The sequence below is a fragment of the Filibacter tadaridae genome, assembly GCF_900609045.1.
Taxonomy (GTDB): Bacteria; Bacillota; Bacilli; order Bacillales_A; family Planococcaceae; genus Sporosarcina; species Sporosarcina tadaridae.
The window spans coordinates 247,046-260,573 of the sequence record NZ_UXAV01000044.1 but is presented as its reverse complement, the minus strand read 5'-3'; the positions used below and the strand labels follow the sequence as shown (position 1 = coordinate 260,573).

11 protein-coding genes are annotated in these 13,528 nt (G+C 41.5%); 10 read left to right on the top strand and 1 reads right to left on the bottom strand.

All coding sequences use genetic code 11. From position 1 onward, the window contains the following. Positions 1-38: 38 nt before the first annotated feature. Positions 39-605, bottom strand: a complete 567-nt coding sequence (locus FILTAD_RS14325) for an NADPH-dependent FMN reductase (RefSeq protein WP_124071649.1) — start codon at positions 603-605, stop codon at positions 39-41. A gap of 409 nt (positions 606-1,014) precedes the next feature. On the opposite strand from FILTAD_RS14325, the gene FILTAD_RS14315 reads away from it, so the two are divergent. The 10 genes from FILTAD_RS14315 to hemB all read left to right on the top strand — a co-directional run bounded on the left by FILTAD_RS14315 (position 1,015) and on the right by hemB (position 13,528). Beyond that, positions 1,015-1,995, top strand: coding sequence for a tetratricopeptide repeat protein (locus FILTAD_RS14315; RefSeq protein WP_124071648.1), 981 nt, complete (start codon positions 1,015-1,017; stop codon positions 1,993-1,995). A gap of 301 nt (positions 1,996-2,296) precedes the next feature. Next, on the top strand, positions 2,297-3,583 hold the full coding sequence (tig, locus tag FILTAD_RS14310; protein ID WP_124071647.1) for a trigger factor: 1,287 nt from the start codon (positions 2,297-2,299) through the stop codon (positions 3,581-3,583). A gap of 306 nt (positions 3,584-3,889) precedes the next feature. Continuing rightward, complete coding sequence (gene clpX / locus FILTAD_RS14305) at positions 3,890-5,152, top strand: ATP-dependent protease ATP-binding subunit ClpX (RefSeq protein WP_124071646.1); 1,263 nt, start codon at positions 3,890-3,892, stop codon at positions 5,150-5,152. A 119-nt stretch (positions 5,153-5,271) separates the two neighbouring features. After that, entirely contained in the window at positions 5,272-7,605 is a 2,334-nt protein-coding gene (lon, locus tag FILTAD_RS14300; RefSeq protein ID WP_124071645.1) for an endopeptidase La, read from the top strand. Further along, positions 7,592-8,197 carry a ribosome biogenesis GTP-binding protein YihA/YsxC gene (yihA, locus tag FILTAD_RS14295; protein WP_124071644.1) on the top strand — a complete coding sequence of 202 codons (606 nt, stop codon included), beginning with the start codon at positions 7,592-7,594 and terminating at the stop codon, positions 8,195-8,197. The genes lon and yihA overlap by 14 nt, the downstream gene beginning before the upstream one ends. A 364-nt stretch (positions 8,198-8,561) precedes the next feature. Next, positions 8,562-9,926 carry a glutamyl-tRNA reductase gene (gene hemA / locus FILTAD_RS14290; protein WP_124071643.1) on the top strand — a complete coding sequence of 455 codons (1,365 nt, stop codon included), beginning with the start codon at positions 8,562-8,564 and terminating at the stop codon, positions 9,924-9,926. Between the two features lie 50 nt (positions 9,927-9,976). Further along, entirely contained in the window at positions 9,977-10,807 is an 831-nt protein-coding gene (locus FILTAD_RS14285) for a cytochrome C assembly family protein (protein WP_124071642.1), read from the top strand. Between the two features lie 57 nt (positions 10,808-10,864). After that, entirely contained in the window at positions 10,865-11,794 is a 930-nt protein-coding gene (hemC, locus tag FILTAD_RS14280) for a hydroxymethylbilane synthase (protein ID WP_124071641.1), read from the top strand. Further along, positions 11,787-12,560 carry a uroporphyrinogen-III synthase gene (locus FILTAD_RS14275; protein WP_124071640.1) on the top strand — a complete coding sequence of 258 codons (774 nt, stop codon included), beginning with the start codon at positions 11,787-11,789 and terminating at the stop codon, positions 12,558-12,560. The genes hemC and FILTAD_RS14275 overlap by 8 nt, the downstream gene beginning before the upstream one ends. Next, the gene (hemB, locus tag FILTAD_RS14270) at positions 12,548-13,528 is read left to right on the top strand and encodes a porphobilinogen synthase (RefSeq protein WP_124071639.1); all 981 of its coding nucleotides are present in this window, start codon (positions 12,548-12,550) and stop codon (positions 13,526-13,528) included. Before FILTAD_RS14275 ends, hemB begins: the two co-directional genes overlap by 13 nt.

Here is a 13,528-nt window from a genome sequence, read left to right as displayed (position 1 = left end):
TCCATGAAAAAGAGTGTCTGTTTTTTTGGTGGCTCAACTTATACGTTGGCTGTAATAGCCGTTCTCTTATAGAATTTAATAAAGTTATAAACAACTGAATCCAAGAAATCGATTGTAGCTTTATCGGTAAGTTCGTCATCTTCGTTCATTTTAGTGTGAACCGCCCCAATATATACTTCGTTACCTGGCAGTAAAACAGGTGCTAATGCCGGATTTGAAAGGATTTCTCTTAAATGCATTTGTGCACGGATACTCCCCATTACGCCCATAGAAGAACCTACGATGAATCCAGGTTTACCTTGAAGGGTGAAATCGCCACCGCGTGACAACCAGTCAATCGCATTTTTCAACGCGCCTGGAATAGAGAAGTTGTATTCAGGAACTGCAAAAAGTACAGCATCTGAATCTTTAACATTATTTTTAAAATCCACCACGTTTGCAGGCGGGTTGCTCTCTATATCAATTGAAAACATTTCAAGATCATTGATGAAAACAGGCGTTATTTCTAACTGTTCCGAATAACGGCTTCTCATATGCTCAACTAATTTCAAGTTGAATGAAGTCGAACTCGTACTACCAATAATCGCTTTTACTTTAATTGTCATGATGAAAACTCCTCTTTATAGATGATTTATCCCGCATTAACGGACAGTAAGACCCCCAACTTCAAGTCTTCAAGGAAACAAGAAGAATAAGTGGGGGATCAACTGCCCGTAAAAGCCCGAATGGCTTAACTAACAATCAGTGAGGGATGGGGAACCCCCCACTGATTGAAGTTTCGCTTTATAACGTTGATTCCTTTGTTAGTATAAAACAAGTAATACAATAAGTGAAGTACGCACTCTCGAGTTCCATAGTATACTAAAAGATACCGTGAAGTTAAAAGCGAAAGTGTAAGTAACAGCATCACAGGAAATGATTCGTCGTAAACATTTTTCAACCGATTAACCACCAATCAATTTCAAAATAAAATTCACTATGCTATAGTGGGAATGACGAAAGCAGGTGAGCGCAATGCGTAGGAAATACGGAAGGCTCCGGAAGAAGGAAAACATCGTAGTATTCCCAGGAACATTTGAAAAACTAGTTGAAACAGGACATACTTTTGTAGATCAGGAAGAGTACGAAAAAGCGGTGAAAGCGTTTGATCAAGCAATCCAATACGAGCCAGATTATCCTGACTTTCTTGGCCCATACGCTGTCTCCCTCTATGAAATAAAAGAATTCGAACGCGCGAAAGAAATTGCAGCCAGACTACTACATACTGGAACAACCGATTACATCGATGCGATGGAATTGTATTTAACGATCAGCATACAGTTGCAGGAATACGAGGAAGTTGAAATGACAATTGGTGCAATTATGGATGAAGGAATAGTCCCTGAAGACATGATGAAGAAATTCAACTATTTACGGGAACTAAACACGCGATTGTCAGAACGCTATATGGAGAATGCTTTCGAAACGCCGGCAATCGTGTTTACAGTCGATGAATTCATCGCAATGGATACGTTAAGTCAACAATACGCCCTTGCTTCATTAGAGGGTTCCGACTTATCAAGTATCGCGCCTGTCATGCATCAAATTATTGAGCTGAGCGAACTTTCACCCCTTGTCATTACGTTTGCATTGACATTATTACATCAAACTGCGTATTCTGAAGAAGTCACCGTCAGTAAATTTGGAGGGAAAAAAACAATTATACCTGCTGAAATGACGTTACCCGGGCAAGACGTTATGACAGCCGATGTATTAGTAGCGGTTGAAGAGCAGCTACAAAAAGATCCATCACGCTTGGATATGGTCCGTGGACTCATTGAAAAGTTCGCGATAACAGCATTCCCATTCGATTGGGGAGATTACACGCCGGAGGACGTCGCCACCGCGTATATACAGTACATAGAAAGCTTGTTTTCAGGAGAGGATTTGCCGGTGACAAATCTTATTAGTTTAATTCGCCGTATAGACAATGAATCGGACTTCAGCGATGAATGAAAATTGTTGAAAGATGAAGAGTTTATGTTATACTGAAATGGTTGTCAATGCGTATATAAGAGGATGTTCAAAGAAGTTTTAGGAAATTGGCCATGCTACTATTGCGATAGTATGCAATAGAGTTTCGCTATATATGTTGAATTAATGAACCTGTATGAAAACTTGTGAAGGCACTCTACAAGGGTTAGCCGTAGCAATTTTGAATGGTATATTTATTTCATCAGCTATACAACTCTTTTTTGAATACACATGATAAGTAAAAAAAATCAGATTCGCCAAAACGATACGGAGGTATTTTATTATGTCAGCTAAATGGGAAAAACAAGAAGGAAACAAAGGAATTCTTACAATTGAAGTACCAGCAGAAGAAGTTACTGCAGGTCTTGACAAAGCATTCAAGAAAGTTGTTAAACAAGTACAGGCACCAGGATTCCGCAAAGGGAAAATGCCGCGTCAAATGTTTGAAAAGATGTATGGTGTTGAGTCACTTTACAACGAAGCGCTTGACTTCATTCTTCCAGAAGCATATGCGACAGCTGTTGACGAAGCAGCTATCAATCCAATCGATACGCCTGAAATCGATATTGAACAGATGGAAAAAGGAAAAGCTCTTATTTTCAAAGCAACTGTAGAAGTGAAACCTGAAGTAAAACTTGGAGACTACAAAGGTCTTGAAGTGAAACGTTTGGAAACAGAAGTAACAGAAGAAGAAATCGAAGAAAGATTGAAAGAAAGCCAAAAAGCTTTTGCAGAATTGGTTGTAAAAGAAGAAGGCGCAATAGAAAACAACGACACTGTAAACCTTGATTTTGAAGGATTCGCTGATGGAGAAGCATTTGAAGGTGGAAAATCTGAAGGATATGACCTTGAAATTGGTTCAGGATCATTCATCCCAGGATTCGAAGAGCAATTAATCGGATTGAAGCAAGGGGAAGAAAAAGACGTTGAATTGACGTTCCCTGAAGAGTATCATGCTGCTGAGCTTGCTGGTAAACCTGCAGTATTCAAAGTGAAAATCAATGAAATCAAATCAAAAGAAATTCCAGAATTAAATGATGAACTTGCAAAAGAAATCGACGAAGAAGTAGAAAACCTTGATGCATTGCGTGCAAAATTAAGAGAAACAACATTAGAAGAGAAGAAAACGGGTTCTGAAACAGCACTTCGCGATGATCTTGTTGAAGCAGCTGCAAGAAATGCTGAAATCGACATCCCTGAAGCGATGATTAAATCAGAAACAGACCGTATGATGACTGAATTCGAACAACGTCTACAAACGCAAGGCATGAATCTTGAACTTTACTTCCAATTCTCAGGACAAAACGAAGAAGCACTTCGTTCACAAATGAAAGACGATGCGTTAAATCGTGTCCGCGTATCATTGGTTCTTGAAGCAATTGGCAATGCTGAAAACATTGAAGTATCTGAAGAAGATATCAATGTTGAGATTGAAAAAATGTCTGAACAATTCGGTATGGATGTTGAGCAGATTAAAACAACACTTGGCGGAACTTCAGTTCTTGAAAACGATCTTCGATTCAATAAAGCTGTAGAGTTCCTAGTTGAAAACGCAAAAATCACTGAATGATAAAGTAGCATAAGGACAAGGTACGGAAGACCGTACCTTGTTTTTAATAGAAAGAGTTCTTCTATATATGTTGAACTAATGATTCCATATAGTCTCCAGCGAAGGCGCCTCACTGGGATAGCCGAAGCAATAAGACTGACAGCGATCTTCTGTCCGGCTTATTGTGGGAGGCATCCCCAAGCGCCGAGCGTTGTTGAGAGGATTCTTTATGTCAATGCATATAGCTCTACATGACAGTCAAATTCTAATTAGTTGATAAAAACCGATGAATCTTGTAAGATAATCACTTGAATAGGGGTGAGCATAATGTTCAAATTTAACGATGAAAAAGATAACTTGAACTGTTCCTTTTGCGGGAAATCCCAAGAGCAGGTTCGAAAGTTAGTCGCTGGTCAAGGCGTCTATATTTGTGATGAATGCGTTGAACTTTGTGCTGAAATCGTTGAGGAAGAAGTCGGTCTTGAAGAGGGATTTGAACTAAAAGACGTTCCGAAACCGAAGGAAATACAAAGTATACTCGATGAATACTTAATTGGGCAGGACCGCGCAAAAAAAGCGCTCTCTGTTGCTGTCTATAATCACTATAAACGTGTCAATTCACAAAGTAAGATTGATGATGTAGAACTATCGAAATCTAATATAGTTCTAATCGGCCCGACAGGTAGTGGTAAAACACTTCTTGCGCAAACACTTGCTAGAATCCTTGACGTTCCGTTTGCTATTGCTGATGCAACTTCACTGACTGAAGCAGGTTATGTGGGCGAAGATGTTGAGAATATTTTGCTTAAACTGATTCAAGCTGCGGATTATGATGTAGAACGTGCTGAAAAAGGCATTATCTATATTGATGAGATTGACAAGGTAGCACGTAAATCTGAAAATGCCTCCATTACAAGAGACGTATCAGGTGAAGGTGTCCAACAAGCACTTCTTAAAATTCTTGAAGGAACAGTTGCGAGTGTGCCACCACAAGGCGGACGTAAACATCCTCACCAAGAATTCATACAAATTGATACAACGGATATACTATTCATCGTAGGCGGTGCTGACGGAATAGAAGATATCATTAAACGTCGTCTTGGACAAACAATAATCGGTTTCGGTTCAGAACCAAATGTCTTAAAAGAAGAAGGTTCTTTGTTGTCGAAATTGATCCCTGAAGACCTTCAACGTTTTGGACTTATCCCTGAATTTATCGGCCGGTTACCTGTTCTTGCTAGCTTGGAACAACTGAGTGAAGATACGCTTTACCAGATCTTGACGGTTCCTAAGAACGCAGTTGTTAAGCAGTATCAGAAAATGTTCGAACTTGATGATGTCGCTCTTCGATTTGAAGATGAGGCGTTGTTGGAAATTGCAAGAGAAGCAATCGAACGCAAAACGGGTGCTCGTGGATTACGTTCAATCATCGAGAATACGATGCTTGACGTCATGTATGAATTGCCTTCACTTGAAGAAGTTGAAGAATGCATCATTACAAAAGAAGCTGTCTTGGGACAATCAAGCCCAATCCTTTATAAAGAAGATGGCACGATTGTTGAAATGGATAACGAAAGAAATTCGGCGTAACGCCTGAAGGATGAAGCTGACTCCGACGACGCGCGTATAAACGCGCATATCGGTTGTCAGCTTTTTCTTTTTCTCATGAATAGCTGTAATCATACATAAAAATAGGAGGTGCCTTCCACATGCCAACAAAAAAGAAAAAAAACATACCGGTTCTACCGCTTCGCGGGTTGCTAGTCTACCCAACGATGATTTTACATATTGATGTCGGAAGAGAGCGCTCCGTTTTTGCCATCGAACATGCAATTGCCCAAGACAACCTCATTTTCTTAGCAACACAAAGGGACACAAGTCTAGAAGATCCCGAGTCGGAAGATTTATATAACGTAGGGACATTAGCCTCAGTAAAATCGCTGACGCAGCTTCCTAATGGGACATACCGTGTGCTAATTGAAGGCTTAGAGCGGGCACAATGGTCGAATTACGAAGAAGCCGACCTTTACCCGGTTGTTGACATCGTCAGTTCCCCTGATGATGAAGAAGAAACTCATGAGTCTGAAGCCCTTGTACGAACATTGCTTACACATTTTAAAAAGTACGTGGAACTATCGAAGAGTTTAACGATGGAGACATACGATTCCGTTGCGTCTATAACGGGACCCGGCCGATTAGCGGATGCGATAGCATCTAATTTACCGTTGCAGCTTGTTGCGAAGCAAGAAATTCTAGAAATTCTAGATGTCAATGAACGGCTAGAATGGCTGATAAGCCGACTTTACAATGAACAAGAAGTGCTTGGTCTTGAACAGAAAATAAGCAAACGCGTTAAGGAAGCAATCGAAAGAACGCAAAAAGAATTTTATTTGCGTGAACAAATGAAAGCCATACAGATGGAACTAGGTGATAAGGATGGAAAAGGCATAGAAATAGCTCAGCTAACTCACCAAATAGAAAAATCTGGCATGTCCAAAGAGATAAAAGAAGCGGCGTATCACGAGCTCGATCGATACGAAAAAATCTCTTCTGCTTCAGCTGAAAGTGGAATCATTAGAAATTACCTCGGCTGGCTTGTTTCGTTGCCCTGGACTGAGGCTACGAAGGATCAGCTGAACATTAAACGTTCTGAAAAAATCCTGAACAGAGATCATGATGGATTGGAAACAGTGAAGGAACGTGTACTTGAATATTTGGCTGTACGCCAATTAACAAAAACGTTACGTGGTCCAATCCTTTGTTTAGCGGGCCCTCCGGGTGTGGGTAAAACCTCACTTGCTCGTTCAATTGCGGAATCGCTCGGCAGAAATTTTGTCCGCGTTTCGCTTGGCGGAGTACGCGATGAGTCTGAAATCCGCGGTCATAGACGGACGTATGTCGGAGCGATGCCGGGACGAATTATTCAAGGGATGAAAAAGGCAGGGACTATCAATCCTGTATTCCTCCTGGATGAAATCGATAAAATGTCAAATGACTTCCGTGGGGATCCCTCGTCGGCCATGCTTGAAGTATTAGATCCGGAACAGAACGATACATTCAGCGATCATTATATTGAAGAGCCGTATGATTTATCGAATGTTCTTTTCGTCACTACTGCAAATGACTTAGGTTCGATACCAGGACCGCTCCGTGATCGAATGGAAATCATTTCGATTGCGGGCTATACTGAGGTAGAGAAACAATCCATCGCAAAAAATCATTTGATACCGAAACAACTGAAAGAACATGGTTTGACGAAATCGCAAGTACGATTTAACGAAGAGGCGATTATGGATATCGTTCGGTATTATACGCGAGAAGCTGGTGTACGTGGTTTGGAGCGTGAAATTGCAGGGATTTGCAGAAAAGCTGCGAAGAAAATCGTTACCGGGGAGAAAAAGACTGTTACAATCAATACGAATACGCTTGAATCGCTAATTGGTAAGAAAAAATATAGATATGGCCAAGCGGAGACGGTGAATCAGATTGGGGTTGCAACGGGACTGGCTTATACACAAGTAGGCGGCGATACGTTGCAAATAGAAGTTTCATTATCCCCCGGAAAAGGTAAACTGATCTTGACTGGTAAACTGGGTGATGTGATGAAGGAATCTGCCCAGACAGCCCTGTCCTATGTACGCTCGAAAGTTAAAGAATTCGGGATTGATCCTGATTTTTATGAGAACTGTGATATTCATATCCACGTACCAGAAGGAGCCACTCCAAAGGATGGCCCTTCAGCAGGAGTTACGATTGTCACGGCACTTGTTTCTGCATTGACGAAACGTCCTATCCGCAAAGAAGTTGGCATGACCGGCGAAGTAACACTGCGGGGTCGTGTATTACCGATCGGCGGCTTGAAAGAAAAAACATTAAGTGCTCATCGCGCAGGCTTGACGGTTATTATTTTGCCAAGTGATAATGAGCGCGACATCGAAGATATTCCAGAAAGCGTCCGTAAAGAGTTAACGTTTAAACTCGTTTCCGACGCAGAAGAAGTCCTCGAAATTGCACTGGAGGCGGCTTCAAATGAAAGTTCATAACGTTGAAATGATCATGAGTGCAGTCAGACCGGAACAGTATCCCGCTGAAGGATACCCCGAGTTTGCTCTTGCAGGACGATCGAACGTCGGAAAATCATCATTCATCAACAAAATGATTGGACGAAAAAGCTTAGCACGTACATCATCAACGCCAGGGAAGACACAAACGTTGAACTTCTATAAAATTGAAGAACAATTATTTTTTGTCGATGTGCCTGGATACGGGTATGCAAGAGTTTCTAAATCCTCACGTGAAACATGGGGAAGAATGATTGAAGAGTATTTGGTGGGACGCGAGCATTTACGTGCTGTCATTCAAATCATTGATTTACGTCATCCACCGACTAAAGATGACTGTGCAATGTACGATTTCCTTGTGCATTACAATATCCCAGCCATCGTCATTGCAACGAAGGCTGATAAAATTCCGCGAGGTAAATGGGAAAAGCACAAAAAGATTGTCCGTGAAGGATTAAATCTACGTAAGTCGGATCCACTTCTTCTATTTTCATCTGCAAAACCGATGGGGATGGATGAGGCATGGGTTGAAATTGAGCGCCGCATGGAACTTCCAGAAAAAGAAAATGAGTAACTATCCAAATCCGGTTAACGTCCATACGTTGCCGGATTTTCCCTGTAAAAGAAAGGTGCATAACCGTTGCGGTAGGCGGGTTTCATTGGTAGAATAGATTAGAATTATTATAATTAAGGATTTGTATCCTGCGCTATACAAACCAGCGAGAGGCATCCCCAGGCGCCGAAGCGGGATTCAATGGACTTTTTTTAATCCGGATGCCAGCTTCTGCCACAATTTGAAAAGCACAAATGATGTCAGAAACCGGCACCGGTAGAGTATGAATACTAGTCATCGTTTCTTCATAATTGATACAAAAATAAAGATGGGCATATGTTATACTAGAAGGCGTGAAATAGAACGTGAAAGGTGTGAACACCTCATGCATACAATCGTAGTCGGTGTAAACCACCGAACAGCACCTGTTGAGATTAGGGAAACGTTATCCTTCGTTGAAACACAGTTGCCACAGGCGATGCAGGCTTTACAACAACAAAAAAGCATATTGGAAAATATAATCATATCGACATGTAACCGTACCGAAATATATGCAGTCGTCGATCAAATCCATACTGGACGTTATTATGTAAAACAGTTTTTAGCAGATTGGTTCAAAATCCCTCTTGAAGACTTCTCATCGCATTTAGTCATCTTCGAAAATGATGGCGCAATCGATCATCTTATGCGGGTTTCTGCGGGTATCGATTCAATGGTACTTGGCGAAACGCAAATATTAGGCCAAGTGCGGGATAGTTTCCTTAAAGCACAGGAAATTGGAACGACTGGTACATTCTTTAACGAGCTGTTTAAACAAGCAATTACTTTGGCGAAACGTGCGCATTCTGAAACGGCAATTGGGGAAAATGCAGTATCCGTGTCATACGCGGCAGTCGAACTTGGTAAGAAGATATTTGGTTCATTGAATCAAAAACATATTGCCATTCTCGGCGCGGGTAAAATGGGCGAGTTGGCGGCTAAAAACTTGCACGGAAGTGGAGCTGGAAAAGTGACGGTTATCAACCGAACACTTTCTAAGGCAGAGGAACTTGCTGCGAAATTCGGTGGAGCAGCAAAATCGATGCAAGAATTGCAATGTACTCTTCTAGAAGCAGATATCCTAATAAGTTCAACAGGAGCGGCAGGTTTCGTAATCGATTATGAACTCATGCAACTTGTGAAGCGACTTAGAAAAGGTAGACCGATTTTCATGGTGGATATTGCTGTACCACGTGACCTAGATCCGCGAATTGGTGATTTACCTAATGTGTTCTTATATGATATCGATGACTTACAAGGAATTGTTGAAGCAAATCTTGAAGTCAGAAAACAAGCTTCAGAAGAAATCGGTCTTATGATTGAACGGGAAATTAGTCTATTTAAGGAGTGGCTTGCAACACTAGGTGTAGTCCCGATTATTTCGGCACTTCGTCAAAAGGCGAGCCGTATCCAAACAGAGACAATGACAAGCATCGAAAATAAAATGCCTGATTTGACTGAACGAGAGAAAAAAGTATTAAATAAACATACAAAATCGATTATCAATCAACTACTGAAAGATCCTATCTTGCAAGCGAAAGAATTGGCCACTGATGCGAATGCAGCAGAAAAACTAGCCTTATTCCAACAAATATTCGGTATTGAAGAAGACGTCACAAAAGAAGAAAAAACATTGGCAAGCCAAGCGAAAGATAGAGTAAAGATCAAAGTGGACAGGAATACCGAAACAAAACTCGGATTGACTTTTTAAGTTAACACCCACATTCGCACTTTTTCAGGTAGAAAGGCAGAGTAGATATCATGACTGAAATGACGATGGCGAGGCTACAAGAGTTAATGGTCGTTTTGTATGCTGTAAGCCTCGTCTTTTATTTTGTAGATTATTTGAACAGAGACAAAGTGGCGCACCGTAGTGCATTCTGGGTTTTAGTTGTCGTTTATGTCATGCAAACTGGATTTTTAATTGACTATATGATTGAGACAAAACGTTTCCCGGTATTATCGCTTTTTGAAGGGATTTACTTTTACGCATGGCTTATCATTACGTTATCGATTATTCTCCATCTTTTTTACAAAGTAGGCTATGCCGTCTTTTTCTTAAATGCAATCGGCTTTGTTTTGATAACGATTCATACATTTGCACCCTTACAAAATGAGCAATCCCAAGTGGGTGAAGCGCTCATTTCCGAGTTGCTGTTCATTCACATTACATTTGCCATTCTGTCCTATACAGCCTTTGCAATGTCGTTTGTTTCAGGCGTTCTATACCTTCTGGTGTATAATATATTAAAAAAGAAGAAGTGGTCAAAACAATTCAGTCGACTGCCATCTCTCCAACAAACAACAACAAGTATGAAGGCATCCTTACTTACAGGGTTTCCTTTCTTGCTTATCAGTCTTATCTTAGGTGTGCAATGGGCGACGGTTGCATTAGATAATTGGTCATTTTTCGACATGAAAATACTTGGCTCATTTTTAATTTTAGCTGTTTATGGGTCGGTATTGTTTATGCAACGTAGTGGCAAGCTAATAGGAAACGACTTTGCATGGGCGAATATATTCACTTTTTTAATAGTTATTATTAACCTTTTCCTCGGCAGTAGATTGTCGGCGTTCCATTTTTGGATATAGCGTTTCGTTCAAAAAGACAAGAACCTTTTTGAACGTCAATATGAAAGGACGATTTAATTGAGAAAAATTATAGTAGGTTCAAGAAGAAGTAAGCTTGCATTAACGCAAACGAACTGGTTCATCGATCAGATGAAAGCGGCTGGCGCACCATTTGAATTTGAAGTGAAGGAAATTGTCACAAAAGGCGACCAGATTGTCGATGTTATGTTATCGAAAGTCGGCGGAAAAGGCCTTTTTGTAAAAGAGATACAACAAGCGATGTTCGATAAAGAAATCGATTTTGCTGTACATAGCATGAAAGACATGCCAGCAGTTGTACCGGAAGGTCTCGTCCTTGGCTGTGTGCCGCCGCGTGTAGATCCGCGCGATGCATTCATCTCCAACAATCATGTGAAATTTATGGATTTGCCAATAGGAGCGGTTGTTGGGACGTCCAGTCTACGCAGGAGCTCACAGCTTCTACTGTTAAGACCCGATCTTGAAATCAAGTGGATTCGTGGCAATATCGACACACGATTGAAGAAGATGCAAGCGGGTGAATACGACGCAATCTTACTCGCTGCAGCAGGTATGAAACGGATGGGTTGGAGTGAAGATTTAATAACGGAATATATGTCTGTCGAAGATTGTATTCCTGCTGTAGGTCAAGGCGCACTTGCAATTGAGTGTCGATTTGACGATACGGAATTACTTGCGGAACTCGCAAAATTAACAGACGAAAAAACATGGAAAGAAGTCGAAGCGGAGCGGACATTCCTTACTGAAATGGATGGGTCTTGCCAAGTTCCAATCGCAGGTTTTGCGCAGTTTGATGGAACGAACGTTGAGTTCACAGGCTATATTGCTTCTCCAGACGCGACACAGATTTTCAAGAAGTCAGTCATAAGTAAGGACCCAATTGAGGCAGGTAAAGAAGTTGCAAAAACATTACGTGCTGAAGGGGCGTCCGAAGTGATTGAGAAAGTGAAGGCGGAAATGGATGCATGAACGAAGACCTTTACAAGATGAAACGGTTATCTTTACGGGTACATTAAAATCAAACGATTCATTTGAGCGTGTAAAAGGGTACGGCGGGCTTCCAGTGTCTTTACCACTTATCCAAGTAGCTGAACTGCATGAACCGACGGATGAATTACGGTTAAAAGCCTGTTTGACATACGAATGGCTTATTTTCACAAGCCAAAATGCAGTCGAAGCATTTGGCGCGAAATTACAGCGTTACAATATGCCGGCTGAACTACTTGTTTCCAGAATTGCAGCAGTCGGTACGCGCACCGCCAAAGCGCTTGAGAAAATCGGCTTAGTCGTCGATTTCATCCCGTCTATATTTAGTGCGGATGTATTTGTTAAAGAATTCGAAGCGAATGAAACAATCAGCCCTAGACTTCTTTTCTTGCGTGGTTCAATGGCTAGTGGCACGATAAGAGAAGAATTGCCTTTTGAAGTCGATGAATGGACGTTATATTCGACAGTGCAAGTGACTGATTCGATTGATGCCCTTGTCAATTTATTGCACGAAAAGAAACAGAAGACGGTGCTATTTGCAAGTCCGTCTGCGGTCCAGGCATTTGCGGAAAAAGTTCTTCCACACACGGGATGGAACGGCTTTACGGTTGGTGCGATTGGACATGTTACGGAAAATGCATTGATTGAAAAAGGAGCAACGGTTCACGTCAGACCTGATACGTATACATTAGTGGATCTTGTAGACAAATTAGCGAAACGGAAAGAAGGCTTACAATGGAACAGTTAAATTTCAGACGCAATCGTCGTCTTCGCAATTCAAGTGCTTTGCGCTCAATGGTTAGGGAAACTGTAGTACGGAAAGAAGAATTCATTTACCCTATTTTTGTTGTTGAAGGGGAAAATGTGAAAGAAGAAATCGCCTCTATGCCGGGCGTTTACCATTTTTCACTTGATCTTTTGGCAGCGGAAGTTGATGAAGTTGTTTCACTCGGTATCCCTTCCATTATCTTATTCGGGCTACCGAACGCGAAAGATGCAGAAGGTTCCGAAGCCTTTTCTGATGAAGGAATTGTTCAAAAAGCGACTCGTTTTGTTAAAGAGCGTCACCCCGGACTTGTTGTAATAGCTGATACATGTCTTTGCCAATACACCGATCACGGCCACTGCGGCGTTCTCCATGATGGTAAAGTATTAAATGATCCGTCATTAGAATTACTAGCACGTACAGCTGTAAGCCAAGCGAAAGCGGGCGCGGATATCATTGCACCGTCTAATATGATGGATGGCTTCGTAGCTGCAATCCGTCAAGGCTTGGATGCTGCCGGCTTTGAAGATATTCCAATTATGTCCTATGCCGTGAAATATGCATCCGCTTATTACGGACCTTTCCGTGATGCTGCGAACTCATCACCACAGTCAGGTGACCGGAAAACATATCAGATGGATCCTGCGAATCGTATGGAAGCAATACGTGAAGCGGAATCTGATGTTGCAGAAGGCGCTGATTTCTTAATCGTCAAGCCGGCACTTTCTTATCTTGATATCATGCGTGATGTAAAAGACAACTTTACATTACCGGTTGTCGCATACAATGTAAGCGGTGAATATGCGATGGTTAAGGCAGCAGCGCAAAACGGCTGGATTAATGAAAAAGATGTTGTGTTGGAAACGTTGACAAGCATGAAACGAGCAGGAGCAGACATTATTATGACGTACCACGCGAAAGATGCGGCACGTTGGTTGGAGGAGAAGTAA